This window comes from Pelomonas sp. Root1444 (assembly GCF_001426885.1).
In the GTDB taxonomy this organism is placed as follows: domain Bacteria; phylum Pseudomonadota; class Gammaproteobacteria; order Burkholderiales; family Burkholderiaceae_C; genus Pelomonas.
Window position 1 is genome coordinate 573,799 of the sequence record NZ_LMFP01000003.1, and the last position, 18,338, is coordinate 592,136.

Sequence of the window (18,338 nt, forward strand, 5' to 3'; positions counted from 1 at the left end):
TCAGCGGCGCTTGCGCGTCGTCGGCTTGGCCGCCGTCTTCTTGGCCGCCTTGTTCGCCGCCTTGCGCGCGGTCCTCACCGGTTGCAGCGCGGCGACGACGGCCTTGCGGCTCTGCTTCACGTCGCGGTCGGTCTGGCGGACATCCTCGAGCGCCTCCACCGCAGTCTTGGGGGCGCGCTTCTTGGCGGGCGTCTTGCCCGCGCTCCTGCCAGCGCCCTTGCCGGTGGGCTTGGCAGCGGCGCCGCGGCTCGTGGCGCGCGCTTCATCGGCATCGCGCACCAGGCGGAAGTCGATGCGGCGCCCGTCCAGGTCCACGCGGCTGACCTGCACCTGCACCCGCGCGCCGGTGGCGTAGCGGATGCCGGTGCGCTCGCCCCGCAGTTCCTGGCGCACGTCGTCGAAGCGGTAGTACTCGCCGCCCAGCTCGGTGATATGCACCAGGCCTTCGACATAGAGCGCATCCAGTTGCACGAACAGGCCGAACGACGTGACGGCCGAGACGGTGCCGGCGAACTCCTCGCCGAGGCGGTCGCGCATGTAACGGCACTTCAGCCAGGCCTCGACGTCGCGGCTGGCTTCGTCGGCGCGCCGCTCGTTGGCGCTGCAGTGCGCGCCGACGACCTCCCAGCGCTCGGCCTCGTTACGGGCCTCCGCCGGGTTGGGTGGCGCCGCGCGGCCGGGGCGCTTGGGCGCCTGCGGCACGTTCATCTTGCTGGCATCCAGCGTGTAGCGCTTGTTGGCCAGCAGGCACTTGATGACACGGTGGACCAGCAGGTCCGGATAGCGCCGGATCGGGCTCGTGAAGTGGGTGTACGCCGGATACGCCAGGCCGAAGTGGCCGGAGTTCACGCCGGTGTAGATGGCCTGTTGCATGGAGCGCAGCAGCATGGTGTGGATCTGCTGGGCATCGACGCGGTCCTTCGTGGCCTCGGCCAGTTGCTGGAACTCGCGTGGCGACGGGTCGTCCGAGATGCCCATGCCGATACCCAGCGAGCGCAGGTAGTTCTGCAGCGTCTGGCGCTTCTCGGGCGTGGGGCCTTCGTGCACGCGGTAGAGCGCGTGGTGCTTGTTCGTGTGGATGAAGTCCGCCGAGCAGGTGTTGGCGGCCAGCATCGCCTCTTCGATCAACCGATGCGCATCGTTGCGGGTGCGCGGGATGATCTTCTCGATGCGGCCGTTGTCGTCGCAGACGATCTGCGTCTCGGTCGTCTCGAAGTCGATGGCGCCGCGGCGCTGGCGCTCGGCCAGCAGCGCGCGGTAGACCTCGTGCAGGTGCAGCAGGTGCGGCACCAGCTCGCGGCGCTTGGCGGCCTCCGGCCCATGCGTGTTGGCGAGGATGGCTGCCACCTCGGTGTAGGTGAAGCGCGCGTGCGAGCAGATCACCGCCGGATAGAACTGGTAAGCCGTGACCGTGCCGTCAGTGGACACCAGCATGTCGCAGACCATGCTGAGCCGGTCTTCGTAGGGGTTCAGCGAGCACAGGCCGTTGGAGAGCTTCTCCGGCAGCATGGGGATCACGCGGCGCGGGAAGTACACCGATGTGGCGCGCTCGTAGGCGTCGGCGTCCAGCGGCTCGCCCGGCTTCACGTAGTGCGATACGTCGGCGATCGCCACCAGCAGGCGCCAGCCCTCGAAGGCCTTCTTGCCGCGCCCCTGCTTGAAGGGCTCGCAGTAGACGGCGTCGTCGAAGTCGCGCGCGTCCTCGCCGTCGATGGTGACCAGGGGCACGTCGCGCAGGTCGACGCGGTTCTTCAGGTCGGCGGCGCGCAGCTTTTCCGGCAGCTTGGCACTCTGCGCGAGCGTGTCCGGGCTGAAGCGGTGGGGCACGTCGTACTTGCGCACGGCGATCTCGATTTCCATGCCGGGATCGTCGATCTCGCCCAGCACCTCGACGACGCGGCCGACGGGCTGTGAGTACAACGACGGCGGCTCGGTCAGCTCGACCGCGACGACCTGCCCCGCGGTGGCGTTGGCAATGCCGTTCTTGGGGATGAGGATGTCCTGCCCCATGCGGCGGTCCTCGGGCGCGACCAGCCAGATGCCCGATTCGAGCAGCAGGCGGCCGATGAGAGGCCGCTTCTTGCGTTCGAGGATCTCCAGCACGCGGCCCTCGGGCCGGCCGCGCTTGTCGAAGCGCACGACGCGCACCCGCAGCCGGTCGCCGTGCATGACGGCGTGGGTCTCTTGCGAGGACAGATAGATGTCGGCCGAGCCGTCATCGGGGATGAGAAAGCCGTGCCCGTCGCGATGGCCTTGCAGCGTGCCTTCGACTTCGCCGAGCAGGCCGGCGCCGTCGGCACCAGAGGTGTGAGTTGTGTTCTTCAATTTTTTGATGCTATAGTCCGCGCTTTCCTGAAACGGCCAAGCCTTCGGTTTATACGAAAAGCTTGAGCACCTTGCCCAGGTGGCGGAATTGGTAGACGCACTAGTTTCAGGTACTAGCGGGTAACTCCGTGGAGGTTCGAGTCCTCTCCTGGGCACCAAATCTAATGCAAAAGGCCAGCACGCAAGTGCTGGCCTTTTGTTTTTGGCGCACGGGAGAAAACCCGGCAGCTTTGGCGCGATGCGCCCGCGACGCCCCGGCATGCCGGGGCCCCGCCTTCGATGGGCGCTTCGGCGAGCTGTGCCGGACACCCATCCTTGACCTCAAACGACGAACTTCTTCGCCAGTTGCTCCGGCCCCATGCCGTCGTACTCCTCGAACGGCTGATGGATCCACGGCGAGGTCTCGAGCAGTTCGACGTGGTAGTCCGGCACGTAAGCCGATACCTTCTTGGTCCAGATGACTGCCGAGCGCAGCTCGGTGATGGACGGCATGCCGCGCAGGCGCTCCACCACGGCCTTCAGCGTCACGCCGGAGTCTGCCAGGTCATCGACCAGCAGCACACGGCCGGCCAGTTCGCCCTTGGGCATGGTGATGTACTTGGCCATGTCGAGCCGGCCCTGGATGGTGCCGGCCTCGGCGCGGTAGGAGCTGGTGGACATGATGCCCAGCGGCTTGTCGAACACGCGCGACAGCACGTCGCCAGGGCGCATGCCGCCGCGGGCCAGACAAAGGATCTGATCGAACTGCCAGCCCGAGGCATGCACCTTGAGCGCGAGCCGCTCGGTCAGCAGGTGGTACTCGTCCCAGGACACGTAGAGGTGTTTGCCGTCGTCGGTCAGCATGGTGCGCAAGTCTCCGTGGTCGGATGTGGGTTTCAGGCGGAATAAGGGTGGCGCAGCACGATGGTGTGCTCGCGGTCGGGGCCGGTGGAGACCATGTCGATCGGCGTGCCGATGACCTCCTCGACGCGCTTCAGATAGCTGCGCGCGTTGGCCGGCAGCGCCTCGAACGCGGTGATGCCGAAGGTGGTCTCGGTCCAGCCCGGGAAGGTCTCGAACACCGGCGTGCAGGCTTCGATCTCGTCGGCATCGAGCGGCAGGATGTCGAGCCGGCGGCCGTTCAGCTCGTAGCCCACGCACATCTTGATCTCGGCCAGACCGTCCAGCACGTCGAGCTTGGTCAGGCACAGGCCGGTGATGCCGTTGATGATCATCGAGCGCTTCAGTGCGGCAGCGTCCAGCCAGCCGCAGCGGCGCGCGCGACCGGTGACGGTGCCGCGCTCCTGGCCGACGGTGGAAAGGTGGTAGCCGACCGTGCCGGGCACCTCCCAGTCCAGTTCCGTCGGGAAGGGACCGGAGCCGACGCGGGTCGTGTAGGCCTTGGTGATGCCCAGCATGTAGTGCAGCATCTGCGGACCCACGCCGGCACCGGCGGCGGCATTGCCGGCCACGCAGTTGCTCGACGTGACGTAGGGGTAGGTGCCGTGGTCGATGTCCAGCAGCGTGCCCTGCGCACCTTCGAACAGGATGTTGGCGCCGGCCTTGTGGGCCTTGTGGATCAGGTAGCCGACGTCGGCCAGCATGGGCTTGATCTGCTCGGCCATCTTCATCGCCTGCTCGAAGATCGGCTCGAAGGCCAGCTCTTCGCCCTTCAGGTAGCCGCGCAGCGCGAAGTTGTGCAGCTCCAGCAGCTCGCGCAGCTTCTTGGCGAAACGCTCGGGGTGCTTCAGGTCCTGGGCACGCAGCGCGCGGCGGGCGACCTTGTCTTCGTAGGCCGGGCCTATGCCCTTGCCGGTCGTGCCGATCTTGCCGCTGCCGCTGGTCTCGCGCAGCTGTTCACGCGCCTTGTCCACGGCCACATGGAAGGGCAGGATCAGCGGGCAGCTCTCGCTGATGAACAGGCGCGAGCGCACCTCGACGCCGGCCGCCTCCAGGCGCTCGATCTCGCTCAGCAGATGGGTCGGGTCCAGCACCACGCCGTTGCCGATGTAGCAGGCCACGCCGTCGCGCATGATGCCGCTGGGGATGAGCTGGAGTGCGGTCTTCACGCCCTTGATGACCAGGGTGTGGCCGGCGTTGTGGCCGCCCTGGAAACGCACGACGCCCTGGGCGTGATCGGTCATCCAGTCCACGACCTTGCCCTTGCCCTCGTCACCCCACTGGGTGCCGACGACGACCACATTGCGTCCGCGCGCGGTTTGGCTTTGCATCTTGTTTGCCTGCTTGCTTGGGATTGGGAAGGGCGCCCGCGCCTTACAGCGGCCGGACGACCCAGTCAGTGTGCTCGCGAACCAGTTCGCGGTCACAGTCGAATTCATCGGCCTCGTGCTCATGGCCGGGCAGCACGCAGACCACCGTCTCGCCCTGCTCACGCAAGGCGCGCACGGCCTGGCGCAGCGAGGCGTCTTCGCCCCATGGCGCACGCACCACGGCGCGCAACGGCGTGGCGGGCACCAGGGCCACCAGCGTCTTCAGGTCCAGGCTGAAGCCCGCCGCCGGACGACGGCGGCCGAAGGCGGCGCCGACCTCGTCGTAGCGACCGCCGCGCAGCACCGCGTCGGAGCAACCCGATGCATAGGCCGCGAAGCGGATGCCGGTGTAGTAGGCATAGCCCTGCAGGTCGGCCAGGTCGAAGCCCAGGCTGACCTCTGGGTGGACGGCGGCCAGGTGGCCAGCGAGCCAGTCCAGGTCGGCCAGCGCCGCCTTGACGAGCGGATGATCGGGCAGGCGGCGTGCAGCCTCTGCCAGCACCTCGCGGCCGCCGAACAGGCTGGGCAGCGCCAGCAATGCGTCGCGCGTGACGGCTGGCATGTCGGCGCCGAGGGCAGCCAACGCGGAAAGATCCTTGGCGGCCAGCGCCGCGGTCAGCGCCTCCAAGGCTTCGGGCGCCAGCTTGACGCCGTCCAGCACGCCCTGCAGCAAGCGCGCGTCGCCCAGATCCAGCATCACGTCGCGCAGGCCGCCGCGGCGCAGCGCGTCCAGGGCCAGGTCTTGCACTTCGAGGTCGGCTTCGAGGCCGGCATGGCCGTAGATCTCGACGCCGAACTGCAGCGGCTCGCGGCTGGTGTTGAGGCCGTCGGGCCGCGTGTGCGCGACCGGGCCGCAGTAGCACAGGCGGGTGACGCCCTGGCGGTTCAGCAGATGCGCGTCGATGCGGGCGACCTGCGGCGTCGTGTCGGCACGCAGGCCCAGCGAGCGGCCGGAGAGCTGGTCGACCAGCTTGAAGAGCTTGATGTCGGAGCCGCTGCCGGTACCCGACAGCAGCGAGTCGAGATGCTCCAGCAGCGGCGGGATGACGAGCTCGCAGCCATAGCTGCGGGCCATGTCGAGCAGTTCTCTACGCAGCTCTTCGATGCGGCGCGCCTGCGAAGGCAGGACATCGGCAATGTGCTCGGGCAGCAGCCAAGCAGAGGACATGGGCGCGGGGAGGCGGTTAAAAACGGCATTGTACCGGCGCCCTCCCCGCCCCAAGCCTCAGAGGAGCGTTCGGATCAGCGCAACCAGAGCAGTCCGAACAGGCCCATCACGATGCTGATGAGGCCGACAAAACGGATCTGGCCGTCGCTCAACGCCAGGATGCGGCTGAAGACGTCCCGCCAGCGCGCCGGGCTGATGAAGGGCATCAGCCCTTCGATGACCATCACCAGCGCGAGCGCGGTCAGCAGCTCGGTCACTTGCGCGCTGGGGCGGCGGCGGGCGCGGAGCCGGAGCCCCGCATGGCTTTGAAGAAGTCGCTGCCCGGGTCGACGACCATCACGTCGCTCTTGCTGCGGAAGCTGGAGCGATAGGCCTCCAGCGAACGGTAGAACTGGGCGAACTGCGGGTCGCGGCCGAAGGCCTCGGCGTACAGGGCCGACGCCTTGGCATCGCCCTCGCCCATGACCTTCTGCGCGTCTCGGTAGGCCTCGGCGACGATGACCTCGCGCTGGCGGTCGGCATCGGCCTTGATCTTCTCGCCCTCCGCGGCACCGGTGGAGCGCGCCTCGGCGGCCACGCGCTTGCGCTCCGAATCCATGCGGCGGTAGACCGAATCGGTGATGCTGGAAGCGAAGTCCACCCGCTTGATGCGCACGTCGACCACCTCGATGCCGAACTGCTTGGCTTCGTCGGCCAGGCGCTTGCGCACGTCCTGCATGATCTTCTCGCGCTCGGTGGCGAGCACGGCGATGACGGTGCGCTTGGTGACCTCTTCGTTGAACGCCGCCTGCACGACCGGCGCCAGCCGGTTCTCGACGTTGCGCACGTCGGAGCCGCTGTTGCGGATGAACTGGCGCGGCTCGGTGATGCGCCACTTGATGAGCCAGTCGATGACAAGGCTCTTCTTCTCGGCGGTGAAGATGGCGCGAGATTCGGGGCTGTCCAGCGTCTGCACGCGGCGGTCGAGCAGCACGACGTTCTGCAGCGGCGGCGGCAGCTTGAACTTCAGGCCCGGCTCGGTGATGACTTCCTTGATCTCACCCAGTGCATAGACGGCAGCGAACTGGCGCTGGTCGACGATGAAGAGCATCGACGACAGCAGCATCAGGATGACGAGGGCGCCGGCGACGATGGCGGCAATACGGTTCATGGCTGGGATCCTCGATCAGCGGCCGTCACGGCTGCGCTGGTTGTCACGGCTGCGCAGGTCGCTGCCTGGCACCGACTGCGGCTCCGGCACGCTGGTCGGCTGCGGCGTGGAGACCGTCACGCTGCCGCTGCCGCCCTGCTGCAGCAGCTTGTCCAGCGGCAGGTAGAGCAGGTTGGAACCGCTCTTGCTGTCGACCATGACCTTGCTGACGTTGCTGTAGACCTGGCGCATCGTGTCGATGTAGATGCGGTCACGCGTGACCTGCGGCGCCTTCTGGTACTCGCTCAGCACGCTCTTGAAGCGCTCCGCATCGCCTTCCGCCGTCGCGATGACGCGGGCCTTGTAGCCCTCGGCCTGCTCGCGCAGCTTGGCGGCCTCGCCCTGCGCGCTCGGGATCTTGTCGTTGGCGTACGCCTGCGCGTCGTTCTTGGCCTGCTCGCGGTTGGCATTGGCCTTCTGCACGTCGTCGAACGCCGCCTGCACCTGCTCGGGCGGCTGCACGGCCTGCACGTTGACGTTCTTGATCTGGATGCCGGCCTTGAGCCGGTCCAGCTGCGCCTGGATGGACTTCACCAGGTCGGTGGCAATGGCGTCGCGCTGCTCGTAGAGCACCGAGTCCATCGTGCTCTTGCCGACGATCTCGCGCACGGCCGATTCGGCGGCCAGCGTGACGGCATCGCGGGGCTCGCGGTTCTCGAACAGGAAGTCGCGTGCGTCCTTGATCGTGTACTGCACGGTGAAGCGGATGTCGACGATGTTCTCGTCCTGCGTCAGCATCGACGAGTCGCGCAGGCCAGTGGCGGCGACGACCGAGTTGCGGCCGACCTCGACCTGCTGCAGTTGCGTGACCGACACGACCTCGTGCTGCTGCAGCGGGTACGGCAGGCGCCACTGGAAGCCGGCCTCGACGGTCTTGCTGTACTTGCCGAACGACGTCACGACACCTTGCTGGCCTTCCTGCACGATGAAGAAGCCGCTGAACAGCCAGCCGATGACGACCACCCCGGCGATCAGGCCGATGCCGATGCCGGCCCCCTTCATGTCGGGCGTGCCGCCCGAGCCGCTGGGGCCCGTGGGGCCACCCGAGCGACCGCCGAACATGCCCGAGAGTTTGCGGTTGAAGTCGCGCCAGAGTTCGTCGAGGTCGGGCGGGCCGTCGTTGCGGCCGTTGCTCAGCAGCCGGCCCATCGCATGGGTCGCGCGGGCAATCGGCGTCATGAGGCGGCGCGCCCATGGGCTGCGGGGCGGGGTATGGGAAGTGCTGCTCATGCCTGGGAAGGGTCTTCTGAGGAAGAGGGCTCGGAGTCCGGGGGGCCAGCGTCGAAACGTGGGTCCCGCTCGTCGGGAATCAAGGGCTGGGTCTGCATGGCCGTCGCAATCAGCTGTCGCAGTTCAGCCAGGCCGCCGCCGTCGATGGCGCTGACGAAGACGCGCGGCGTGGGCCCGGTGCCGCCCGCGTTGCGCAGCACCGCGTCGACGATCTCGCGCGGGCGCTGGTCGTCGGCGAGCAGGTCCTGCTTGTTGTAGACGAGGATCTGCGGCACGTCGGCCGCACCGATCTCGGCCAGCACGCGCTCGACTTCGATCATCTGCTCCTCCAGCACGGGGCTGGCGGCGTCGACGACATGCAGCAACAGGTCCGCATCGGCCGCCTCCTGCAGCGTGGCACGGAAGGCTTCGACAAGCTTGTGCGGCAGGTCGCGGATGAAGCCTACCGTGTCCGACAGCGACACGCTGGCACCGGCCTGCTCCAGATAGAGCGAGCGGGTCGTCGTGTCCAGCGTCGCGAACAGCTGGTTGGCCGCATAGGCACGAGCTTTGGTCAACGCGTTGAACAGGGTGCTCTTGCCGGCGTTCGTGTAGCCGACCAGCGAGACCTTGAACACGCCGTTGCGCGAGCGCGAGCGGCGCTGCGTGCTGCGCTGCTTCTGCACCTGCTTCAGGCGTTCCTTCGTCTTCTTGATGCGGTCGTCGATCATGCGCCGGTCCAGCTCGATCTGGGCCTCGCCCGGGCCGCCGCGCATGCCGATGCCGCCACTCTGGCGCTCCAGGTGGCTCCAGCGCCGCACCAGGCGCGTGGCCAGGTACTGCAGCCGGGCCAGCTCGACCTGCAGCTTGCCTTCGTGGCTCTGCGCACGGGCGGCGAAGATCTCGAGGATCAGCGCGGTGCGGTCGGCCACGGGCACGCCGAGGACGCGCTCGAGGTTGCGCTGCTGGGCCGGCGAGATGGCCTGGTCGAACAGCACCGTGTGGGCCTGGTGGGCCTGCACGAGCAGTTTGATCTCGTCGGCCTTGCCGGAGCCGACGAACAGCGCGGCGTCGGGCGCGGCACGGCGCGCAATGACCTTGGCCACCGGCGTGTCGCCGGCGGACTCGGCCAGCAGGGCCAGTTCGTCCAGGCTTTCGTCGAAGCCCTGTTTGGCGGACTGCCGACCGAAATCGACGCCCACAAGAATGGCGCGCGCCGCCTCGGAGGGCGGCGTCGCGCTGTGGGTCGAGGTCGAGGACAAGGGGTGGGGATCAGGCGTCCGCGGGGGCGTCGCCGGCGTGGAAGTTGACGGCGCGGCCGGGCACGACGGTGGAGATCGCGTGCTTGTAGACCATCTGGGTCACGGTGTTGCGAAGGAGCACGACGTACTGGTCAAAGGATTCGATATGGCCTTGCAGCTTGATGCCGTTGACCAGGTAGATCGAGACCGGCACATGCTCTTTGCGCAGCAGGTTCAAAAAGGGGTCCTGCAAAAGTTGGCCTTTGTTGCTCATCGGTATGCTCCGAGTTATCGGGGGGTGGGGGACTACGGGTAAGACCTTAACACAGCGTCCCGACGGTGCCGGGCGTCACCCTAGGTCTTTTCGTCGAAGGGATTCTTCGAGGAACGCAGCTCTATCTTCAGCGGCGTGCCGACCAGTTTGTAGTGCGCGCGGATGCGGCCTTCCAGGTAGCGCTTGTAGACCTCGGTGACGCCTTCGAGCGCATTGCCGTGGATGACGACGATGGGCGGGTTCTGGCCGCCCTGGTGGGCATAGCGCAGCTTGGGGCGCGACAGGCCCGCGCGCTTGGGCTGCTGATGCTCGACCGCCTCTTGCACGAGGCGGGTCAGCACCGGGGTCGTCAACTTGCGATAGGCCGACGCATAGGCATCGGCCAGCGAGTTCCAAACCGCCGACAGGCCCTGGCGCTTGAGCGCCGAGATATGGTGCATGGGCGCGAACTTCAGGAACGCAAGCCGCTGCTCGATCTGGCGCTGCAGCGTCTCGCGCTGGTAGCTGTCGACGGCGTCCCACTTGTTGATGGCCAGCACCACGGCGCGACCGCTGTCGAGGATGTAGCCGGCGATGTGGGCGTCCTGGTCCGTCACACCTTGCGTCGCGTCCAGCAGCAGCAGCACGACGTGTGCATCAGCGATGGCCTGCAGCGTCTTGACGACCGAGAACTTCTCGATGGCCTCGAACACGCGCCCCTTGCGGCGCAGGCCGGCGGTATCGATCAGCTTGAACTTCTGGCCGTTGCGCTCGAAGTCCACCGCGATCGCATCGCGCGTCGTGCCCGGCATGTCGAAGGCGACGAGGCGCTCCTCGCCGAGCCAGGTGTTGATCAGCGTGCTTTTGCCGACGTTGGGCCGGCCGGCCACCGCCAGGCGGATGACGCCGTCCTGCTGGGGCCCGGCGCCGAACTCCTCGCTGGTGTCCTCGAACGGCTCCAGCACGGCGTCCAGCAGGCTGCGGATGCCCTGCCCGTGCGCCGACGAGATGGGGTGCGGCTCGCCCATGCCCAGCTCGTGGAACTCGGCCAGCAGCGGCGACTCGCTCATGCCCTCGGCCTTGTTGACGGCCAGGTGCACGCGCTTGTTGACGCTGCGCAGGTAGCGTGCAATCTCGCTGTCGTGTGCCGATAGGCCCAGGCGGATGTCGACGACGAAGATGACCGCATCGGCCTCGGCGACGGCCTGCTTGGTCTGCTTGGCCATCTCCTTGACGATGCCGGTCGTCGAGTCGGGCTCGAAGCCGCCGGTGTCGATGCAGATGAACTCGCGGTCGCCCAGGCGGCCATCGCCGTAGTGGCGGTCGCGCGTCAGGCCAGCGAAGTCGGCCACGATGGCGTCGCGCGACTTGGTCAGGCGGTTGAACAGCGTCGATTTGCCCACGTTGGGGCGGCCGACCAAGGCAATGACGGGTTTCATTCGCCCTTGATCGCGAACAGGCCGCCGCTCTTGGTGGCGACGAGGGCCGTGTCGTTCAGCAGCGCGACGGCGACGACCTGTGAGCCATCGGTGGCCAGGCGCGAGCGCGTCTTGCCGGTGTCGCGGTCCAGCAGGTGGACCTGGCCCTCGTAATCGCCGACCAGCACCTGCTTGCCGACCAGCACAGGCTCGGACAGCTTGCGGTGCTGGAACTGGTCGCCCGACCAGGCCAGGTCGCCGTTGGCCAGCTTCCAGGCTGACAGGCGGTCCGACGCATCACCGGCGACGACGACCTGATCGTCTGCGCCGATGCCATTGGTGCCACCCACGACCCGGTTCCACAGCGCGCTGCCGCGCTCGGCGTTGACGCAGCCCACCGAGGACTGGAAGGCGCGGGCACAGATCACATCGCCCTGGCGCACGGCCGGGCCGACCAGATCCGCCAGACGCTCCACCTCGTTGGTGCCACGCGGCGTGGCCACGCTGGCCTCCCAGCGCAACTGGCCCTTCAACGGGTCGACGCCCGCCAGGCGCGAGCCCTGGCCGACGATCAGCGTGTCCTTGTAGGCCATCAGCACGCCGGCCTTGGCCAGCGTCAGCGGCTCGCCGGGGCGGCGCAGTTCCCAGATCTTGCGGCCGTCCAGCGCGTCGAAGGCCAGCACCTGGCGGTCCAGCGTCAGCGCGAAGATGCGCTCGCCGGCCACCAGCGGCGCGGCGATGACGGGAGTCGGCAGCGCCTTCTTCCAGACGACCTTGCCGGCATCCAGCACGACCAGTTCGTTGTCGCGGTTGACGACCGCGGCGAAGCGGCCGTCGCTGCCGATGCCCGCAAGCAGCTTGCCGCCCGCGTCGCCGCGCCACAGCTCGCTGCCGTCGGCTGCGGCCAGCGCGCGCACCGTGCCGTCGCTGCTGGCGACGACGAAGCGGTCAGCCGGTGTCGCGATGCTGAGCGGGAAATTGATGTTGTCGCCCTTGGCGCTCCAGACGACGCGGCCAGTGGCCGGGCCGGACAGCGTCTCCAGCGCGGCCGGCTTGCCCTTGTCGCTGCCGAACCAGGAGTTCCAGACCGAGCTGACGGTGGAGCAGCCGGACAGCGAGGCCGCGGCCAGGGAGATCAACGCGATCGAGGCAAGGCGCTTCATTGCGCGGCTCCGGTGGTTTCGACGGCGGCCGGCACGCCCAGCGTCGCCAGCTTGGCTTCGACGATGCGGCGGTAGTCCTGGGTCTTCTCCAGGCCGGCCAGCGCCTTCTGGTACTCGGCCTTGGCAGCGTCGCGCTTGTCCTGCAGCAGCAGCGCGTCGCCGCGGCGGTCGGCCACCAGCGCGGTGAATTCGGGCGACTTGATCGCGTCCAGCGTCTTGCCGGCTTCGTCGAAGGCCTTGGCATCGATCTGCAGGCCGGCCAGGCGCAGGCGGGCGATGTCACGGTAAGGGCCTTCGGAGCCATGCTCCGCGACCCAGGCGAGGGCCTTGCGGGCGTCGTCGGCCTTTTCCTTGTCGAGCTGCAGCTTGGCGACTTGCAGGCCGGCCTGGGCGGCGTACGCGGTGCCGGCATAGCGCGCCTGCAGGTCGCCCGCGGCGGCGGCGGCCTTGTCGAGATCCTGCGCGTTGTAGGCGCGGTCGAACTCGTCGTACATGGCCGCGGCCTTGGCGGCCTGGTCGCGCTGGTACCAGTTCCAGCCCTGCCATGCGGCAAATGCGGCGAGGACGGCCGTCAGCACCCAGGTGATGAGGTTGCCCCAGCGCTTCCAGAAGGCCTTGAGCTGGTCGAGTTGTTCTTGTTCTTCGAGATCGAGATGCGATGCCATGAGGGGAATACAGCGTGTGCGGGCGAAGGCCCGGGATTATGCGGTGCGCAGTTCGGCGGCCCAGGAGGCCACGTCGGCGAGGGGGCGGGCCGTCTGTTCGGTACCGTCGCGAAGCGGCTTGACGGCCACTTCGCCGCGCGCGAGTTCATCGGCGCCGAAGACCAGCGCGAAGCGGGCGCCCGAGGCGTCAGCCTTCTTGAATTGCGATTTGAACGAGCCGCCGCCGGCATGCATCTGCACGGCGATGCCGGCGGCACGCAGCGCTTCCAGCGTGGGCAGGATGCGCGGCAGGTCGGCCGGCTCGGGCACGACGGCATAGGCATCCACGGCCGCCGCCGGCGACTGCAGGCCCAGCGTCTCCAGCAGCAGCAGCAGGCGTTCCAGGCCCATGCCGAAGCCGACGGCCGGCGTGGGTTTGCCACCCAGCTGCTCGACGAGGCCATCATAGCGGCCGCCGGCGCAGACCGTGCCCTGGGCACCGAGCTTGTCGGTCACCCATTCGAAGACGGTGAGGTTGTAGTAGTCCAGCCCGCGCACGAGGCGGGGGTTGATGCGGTAGGCCAGGCCGACCGCGTCCAGCAGCGCGCGCACGCCGTTGAAGTGCGCCAGCGAGGCTTCACCGAGGAAGTCCAGCAGCTTGGGCGCGCCCTCGGCCATGGCCTGCATCGCGGGGTTCTTCGTGTCCAGCACGCGCAGCGGGTTGGCGTACATGCGGCGTTTCGCCTCCTCGTCCAGCACGTCCTGATGCTGTTCGAGATATGCGATCAGCGCCTCGCGGTGGGCGCGGCGCTCGTCGGGCTGGCCCAGGCAGTTGATCTCCAGCGTGACATCCTCGCCCTCCTTCAGGCCCAGCTCACGCCACAGCGTGCGGGCCAGCAGGATGACTTCGGCATCCACGTCCGGGCCGGCGAAGCCGAGCGCCTCGATGCCCATCTGGTGGAACTGCCTGTAGCGGCCCTTCTGCGGCTTCTCGCGGCGGAACATGGGGCCGACGTAGTACAGGCGCCGCGGGCTGTCGCGCAGGTAGCTGTGCTCGATCATGGCGCGCACGACGCCGGCCGTGCCCTCGGGGCGCAGCGCCAGGTGCTCGGCCTGGCCATGCTTGTCGGCGCGGTCCTCGAAGGCGTACATCTCCTTCTCGACGATGTCGGTCACTTCGCCGATGCCGCGCACGAACAGCGCGGTCGGCTCGACGATGGGCACGCGCACGTTGCTGTAGCCGTAGCGCTGCAGCACGCTGCGCATCGTGGCCTCCAGCGACTCCCAGCGCGCCGACTCGGGCGGCAGGATGTCGTTCATGCCCTTCACCGCTTGCAGCGGCTGGACCTTCTTGCTTTCACTCATGCAGTAGCCGTCGCGCCGAAGCGCTTCTCGATGTAGTTCTCGACCAGCGCGTGGAACTCCTGCGCGATGTTGTCGCCGCGCAGCGTCAGCGCCTTCTGGCCGTCGATGAAGACGGGAGCGGCCGGCGCCTCGCCGGTGCCCGGCAGGCTGATGCCGATGTCGGCATGCTTGCTTTCGCCGGGGCCGTTGACGATGCAGCCCATGACGGCCACCTTCATCTCCTCGACGCCGGGGTACTTGTTGCGCCAGACCGGCATCTGCAGGCGCAGGAAGTCGTCGATCTGCTTGGCCAGTTCCTGGAAGGTCGTGCTGGTGGTGCGGCCGCAACCGGGGCAGGCGGTCACGCTGGGGTTGAAGTGGCGCAGGCCCAGCGCCTGCAGGATCTCCAGCGCGACGACGACCTCCTGCGTGCGCGCCTCGCCGGGCTGGGGCGTGAGGCTGACGCGGATGGTGTCGCCGATGCCCTCCTGCGCCAGGATGCCCAGTGCCACCGACGAAGCGACGGTGCCCTTGGTGCCCATGCCGGCTTCGGTCAGGCCCAGGTGGAGCGCGTAGTCGCAGCGGCGGGCGAGCTCGCGGTAGACCGAGATCAGGTCCTGCACGCCGCTGACCTTGCAGCTGATGATGATGTTGTCCGGGTTCAGGCCGAGCTCGGCGGCATAGGCGGCCGACGTCAGCGCCGACTCGACCAGCGCCTGGTACATGACCGGCTTGGCGCCCCAGGGCTGCGCGCGCTTGGCGTTCTCGTCCATGAACTGCGCGAGCAGCTCCTGGTCCAGGCTGCCCCAGTTGACGCCGATGCGCACGACCTTGTCGTACTTCGCGGCGGCCTCGACCATCATCGCGAACTGGCGGTCCTTCTTGTCGCCCTTGCCGACGTTGCCGGGGTTGATGCGGTACTTGGACAACGCCTGCGCCATCGCCGGATACTCGGTCAGCAGGCGGTGGCCGTTGTAGTGGAAGTCGCCCACCAGCGGCACGTCGATGCCCATGCGGTCCAGCTGCTCGCGGATGTAGGGCACCTGTTCGGCGGCCTCCGGCGTGTTGACGGTGATGCGCACCATCTCCGAGCCGGCGATCGCCAGCTCCTTGACCTGGATGGCCGTGCCGATGGCGTCCACCGTGTCGGTGTTCGTCATGGACTGCACGCGCACCGGTGCGTCACCGCCGACGGTGACGACACGGTTGCCCCAGACGACGCGCGCCTGACGGCTGCGGCGCGGGGCCGGCATGGCTTCGGGAATGATCAGTTCGCTCATCAGTTCAACTCCACTCGAGCGACGTTGTTGGTGGCGCGGGCGCCCAGGTCGTAGGCACTGCCGCGCCACTCGACCTTCGTGCCGCTCACGTTGCCGACGCGCAGCCTGTAGGGTGCCGCGCCGCCGAACTCCTGCTGCTCGCCGGCGCGCAGCACGCGCGACAGCAGCGTCTGGCCTTTGGCGTCGACAACCTCGATCCAGCTGTCGGCCGTGGCCGTGAGGCGCAGCGCCTGGCCCGCGGGCACGGCAGCCACGGCAGGCGCCGACGCGGGTTGCGCGACCACCTGCAGCGGCGCGGAAGCCACGGCCACCGGGGTGGATGCGGCCACCGCCACCGGCTCGGAGGCCGCCGGCGCGGCAATGAACTCGACCGGCGCGCTGGGCGTGGCGACGATGCCCGACGCGGCCGCGGGCGGGGCTGCCTGGTCGCGTTCGGGCAGCCAGCCGGCAGGGATCCAGTAGACGGCCGCAGCCGCCGCCAGCAGCAGCACTGGGCCCCAGATGATGGGCCGCAGGACGGTGGCCAATGCCTGGCCGTCACCGGCGCCAGCGCCGCGCTCGCGGAAGGGCTGGTTCAGGCCTGGCCGCACGTCGAAGTCCTGCCCGGTGCGAGGCAGCAGCGCCAGCACCGGCGCGGGGTCGACCTTGAGCGCTCGGCACATGGCCGTGGCCAGCGCGCGGGCGAAGGTGGCGTCGGGCAGCTCCGCGAAGCGGTCGGCCTCCAATGCCTCCAGCTTGGCTTGGGGCACCTTGAGCATGACGGCCAGTGCCGCGATGTGCAGGCCGCGCTGCTGGCGCGCATTCCTGAGCCAGGCGCCGGCGGTGATGGGCTCTTGGGCTCGTCCCTCGGGGATGGGTTGCATCGTCTTGTTCTTGTAAAGGCCGTGGCTCTCAGTCTTCGTAACGACCGGCGTCCAGCGCCTGGGTCTCGGGCGACTGGGGGTATTTGCGGCGCAGTTGCTGGGCGAGGTCTTCCGTCTGGGCGGTGTTGCCGAGCTTGCGTTCGATGCGCAACTGCAGCCACAGGCTCTGCGCATTGGCCTGCTCCGGCTGGCCGTTGACGCGCCTCACGTAGAAGCGCGCCCGCTCCAGCTCGCGGTTGCGGTACAGCACCTCGGACAGGTTGACCGCGACTGCTGGGCTGCCAGGGTCCAGCTCGAAGGCGCGCGACAGCGTCTTCTCGGCCACCAGCATGCGGCCGGCCCGCGCTTCGCAGACACCCTTGGCCAGCAGCGTGCGTGCCGGTGCCCGGTAGGTGGACTGCGCCAGGGCCTGGTCGAACAGTGCATCGGCCGTCTCCCAGCGCTGCTGCTGGCACAGGAACCAGCCATAGTTGTGCAGCGTGTCGGGGTCGCTGGGGTAGACGGCCAGCGCGCGGCGGAAGGTTTCCTCGGCCAGCGGGTGGTCGCCCATGGCGGCATAGATGAGGCCGCGCAGGTTGACGGCCTCGCGCATGTCGGGCTTGACCTGCAGCGCCAGCTTGAGCTCGTCGAGCGCGGTGTTGAACTGGCCGCGCGAGAAGTAGCCCTGGGCCAGCTCCAACCGGATGCTGGCGCGGCGGTCGTTGTCGGTCTGGTCGGAGTCGGTCTTGATCTCGCGATCCGCGGCGGGTGCGGTGCCCGTCCCGGTACCGGCGCAGGCGGCGAGCAGGGCGGCAGTCAGGACGGTCAGCAGTCGCTTCATCGGATCCTCGAGGTTGGGCACGGGTCGTGTCAGGTGGATTTGGCCACCGTGATGGGTGCCCTGACCATGCGGATATGCGCGCGGGTGCGGTCCTGCACCTCGCCAGCGAGTTGGCCGCAGGCGGCGTCGATGTCGTCGCCGCGCGTCTTGCGCACCGTCGTGACGATACCGGCCTGGATCAGCACTTCGGCAAAGGCCTGCACGCGCGCGTTCGTGCTGCGCGTGAGGCCCGAGGCCGGGAAGGGATTGAAGGGGATCAGGTTGATCTTGCAACTGACCCGGTTTTTGAGCAGCTTGACCAGCGCATGCGCCAGCTCGGGCGTGTCGTTCACCTCCTGCAGCATGCAGTACTCGAAGGTGATGAAGTCGCGCGGCGCCTTCTCGAGATAGCGGTTGCAGGCGTCCAGCAGCTCGGCGACCGGGTACTTCTTGTTCAGCGGCACGAGCTGGTCGCGCAGCGGGTCGGTCGGCGCATGCAGGCTGACGGCCAGCGCGACCGGGCAGTCCTCGCGCAGCCGGTCGATCATCGGCACGACGCCGGAGGTCGACACGGTGACGCGGCGGCGGCTCAGGCCGTAGCCATGGTCGTCCAGCATGGTCTTGAGCGTCGGCACGAGCTGGTCGTAGTTCTGCAGCGGCTCGCCCATGCCCATCATGACGACGTTGGAGATCACGCGCTCGGTCGTGTTCTGGCGCTGGCGTAGCGCGTGCTCGGCGAACCACAGCTGGGCCGTGATCTCGGCCGTCGACAGGTTGCGGCTGAAGCCCTGGTGGCCGGTCGAGCAGAAGCGGCAGCCGACCGCGCAACCCGCCTGGCTGGAGACGCAAAGCGTGCCACGATCGTCTTCCGGGATGAACACGGCCTCGACCGCATTGCCGGCGCCGACGTCGAACAGCCACTTGATGGTGCCGTCCGTCGAGACATGCTCGGAGATCACCGGCAGCGCGGTGACATGGGCGCGGCCCTTGAGCTTGTCGCGCAAGGACTTGGCGAGGTCGGACATCTGTTCGAAGTCCGACTCGCCTTTCTGGTGGATCCAGCGGAACAGCTGGGTCGCACGGAACTTCTTTTCGCCCAGTTGCTCGCAGTAGGCGGCCAAGCCTGGTAGATCGAATCCGAGCAGGTTGACCGCGTCCATTGCGAGCTCCCGGGCCGGGGTCACCGACCCCGT

At 68.3% G+C, this 18,338-nt stretch carries 17 protein-coding genes and 1 tRNA gene; 1 reads left to right on the top strand and 17 read right to left on the bottom strand.

What is annotated here, in order from left to right; translation table 11 throughout:
• Nucleotides 1-2,325 carry a ribonuclease R gene (rnr, locus tag ASD35_RS05440; protein ID WP_157275394.1) on the bottom strand — a complete coding sequence of 775 codons (2,325 nt, stop codon included), beginning with the start codon at nt 2,323-2,325 and terminating at the stop codon, nt 1-3.
• Nucleotides 2,326-2,398: 73 nt separating this feature from the next.
• Between rnr and ASD35_RS05445 the strand changes: the two genes are divergently transcribed.
• Nucleotides 2,399-2,483: transfer RNA gene (locus ASD35_RS05445), tRNA-Leu, on the top strand.
• 163 nt (nt 2,484-2,646) lie between these two features.
• Here the strand turns inward: ASD35_RS05445 and ASD35_RS05450 are convergent.
• From ASD35_RS05450 to rlmN, 16 genes are all read right to left on the bottom strand, one after another.
• Nucleotides 2,647-3,168: a phosphoribosyltransferase gene (locus ASD35_RS05450; RefSeq protein ID WP_056873874.1), complete on the bottom strand. Its 522-nt coding sequence runs from the start codon at nt 3,166-3,168 to the stop codon at nt 2,647-2,649.
• 32 nt (nt 3,169-3,200) lie between these two features.
• Nucleotides 3,201-4,535, bottom strand: a complete 1,335-nt coding sequence (locus ASD35_RS05455; RefSeq protein WP_056873875.1) for an adenylosuccinate synthase — start codon at nt 4,533-4,535, stop codon at nt 3,201-3,203.
• A 43-nt stretch (nt 4,536-4,578) separates the two neighbouring features.
• Nucleotides 4,579-5,742: an ATP phosphoribosyltransferase regulatory subunit gene (locus ASD35_RS05460; protein ID WP_056873876.1), complete on the bottom strand. Its 1,164-nt coding sequence runs from the start codon at nt 5,740-5,742 to the stop codon at nt 4,579-4,581.
• 74 nt (nt 5,743-5,816) lie between these two features.
• Complete coding sequence (locus ASD35_RS05465; RefSeq protein WP_056873877.1) at nt 5,817-5,999, bottom strand: DUF2065 domain-containing protein; 183 nt, start codon at nt 5,997-5,999, stop codon at nt 5,817-5,819.
• Nucleotides 5,996-6,892 (bottom strand): protease modulator HflC, encoded by an 897-nt coding sequence (hflC, locus tag ASD35_RS05470; protein WP_056873878.1) that lies wholly within the window; start codon nt 6,890-6,892, stop codon nt 5,996-5,998. Before hflC ends, ASD35_RS05465 begins: the two co-directional genes overlap by 4 nt.
• 15 nt (nt 6,893-6,907) lie before the next feature.
• A complete protein-coding gene (gene hflK, locus ASD35_RS05475; protein WP_056873879.1) occupies nt 6,908-8,110 on the bottom strand; it encodes an FtsH protease activity modulator HflK in 1,203 nt (400 codons plus the stop codon).
• A gap of 47 nt (nt 8,111-8,157) precedes the next feature.
• A complete protein-coding gene (gene hflX / locus ASD35_RS05480) occupies nt 8,158-9,402 on the bottom strand; it encodes a GTPase HflX (RefSeq protein WP_157275395.1) in 1,245 nt (414 codons plus the stop codon).
• Nucleotides 9,403-9,412: 10 nt separating this feature from the next.
• A complete protein-coding gene (hfq, locus tag ASD35_RS05485) occupies nt 9,413-9,655 on the bottom strand; it encodes an RNA chaperone Hfq (RefSeq protein ID WP_056198163.1) in 243 nt (80 codons plus the stop codon).
• Nucleotides 9,656-9,735: 80 nt separating this feature from the next.
• Nucleotides 9,736-11,073, bottom strand: coding sequence for a ribosome biogenesis GTPase Der (gene der, locus ASD35_RS05490; protein ID WP_056873881.1), 1,338 nt, complete (start codon nt 11,071-11,073; stop codon nt 9,736-9,738).
• Nucleotides 11,070-12,215 (bottom strand): outer membrane protein assembly factor BamB, encoded by a 1,146-nt coding sequence (gene bamB / locus ASD35_RS05495; RefSeq protein ID WP_056873882.1) that lies wholly within the window; start codon nt 12,213-12,215, stop codon nt 11,070-11,072. Before bamB ends, der begins: the two co-directional genes overlap by 4 nt.
• On the bottom strand, nt 12,212-12,880 hold the full coding sequence (locus ASD35_RS05500; RefSeq protein WP_056873883.1) for a tetratricopeptide repeat protein: 669 nt from the start codon (nt 12,878-12,880) through the stop codon (nt 12,212-12,214). The genes bamB and ASD35_RS05500 overlap by 4 nt, the downstream gene beginning before the upstream one ends.
• Nucleotides 12,881-12,916: 36 nt before the next feature.
• The gene (gene hisS, locus ASD35_RS05505; RefSeq protein WP_056873884.1) at nt 12,917-14,224 is read right to left on the bottom strand and encodes a histidine--tRNA ligase; all 1,308 of its coding nucleotides are present in this window, start codon (nt 14,222-14,224) and stop codon (nt 12,917-12,919) included.
• Entirely contained in the window at nt 14,221-15,483 is a 1,263-nt protein-coding gene (gene ispG, locus ASD35_RS05510; RefSeq protein WP_056873885.1) for a flavodoxin-dependent (E)-4-hydroxy-3-methylbut-2-enyl-diphosphate synthase, read from the bottom strand. Before ispG ends, hisS begins: the two co-directional genes overlap by 4 nt.
• Nucleotides 15,483-16,346 carry a RodZ domain-containing protein gene (locus ASD35_RS05515; RefSeq protein ID WP_056873886.1) on the bottom strand — a complete coding sequence of 288 codons (864 nt, stop codon included), beginning with the start codon at nt 16,344-16,346 and terminating at the stop codon, nt 15,483-15,485. Before ASD35_RS05515 ends, ispG begins: the two co-directional genes overlap by 1 nt.
• Before the next feature lie 28 nt (nt 16,347-16,374).
• Nucleotides 16,375-17,166: a type IV pilus biogenesis/stability protein PilW gene (pilW, locus tag ASD35_RS05520; RefSeq protein WP_056873887.1), complete on the bottom strand. Its 792-nt coding sequence runs from the start codon at nt 17,164-17,166 to the stop codon at nt 16,375-16,377.
• 29 nt (nt 17,167-17,195) lie between these two features.
• A complete protein-coding gene (gene rlmN, locus ASD35_RS05525; protein WP_082579933.1) occupies nt 17,196-18,305 on the bottom strand; it encodes a 23S rRNA (adenine(2503)-C(2))-methyltransferase RlmN in 1,110 nt (369 codons plus the stop codon).
• Between the last annotated feature and the right edge of the window lie 33 nt (nt 18,306-18,338).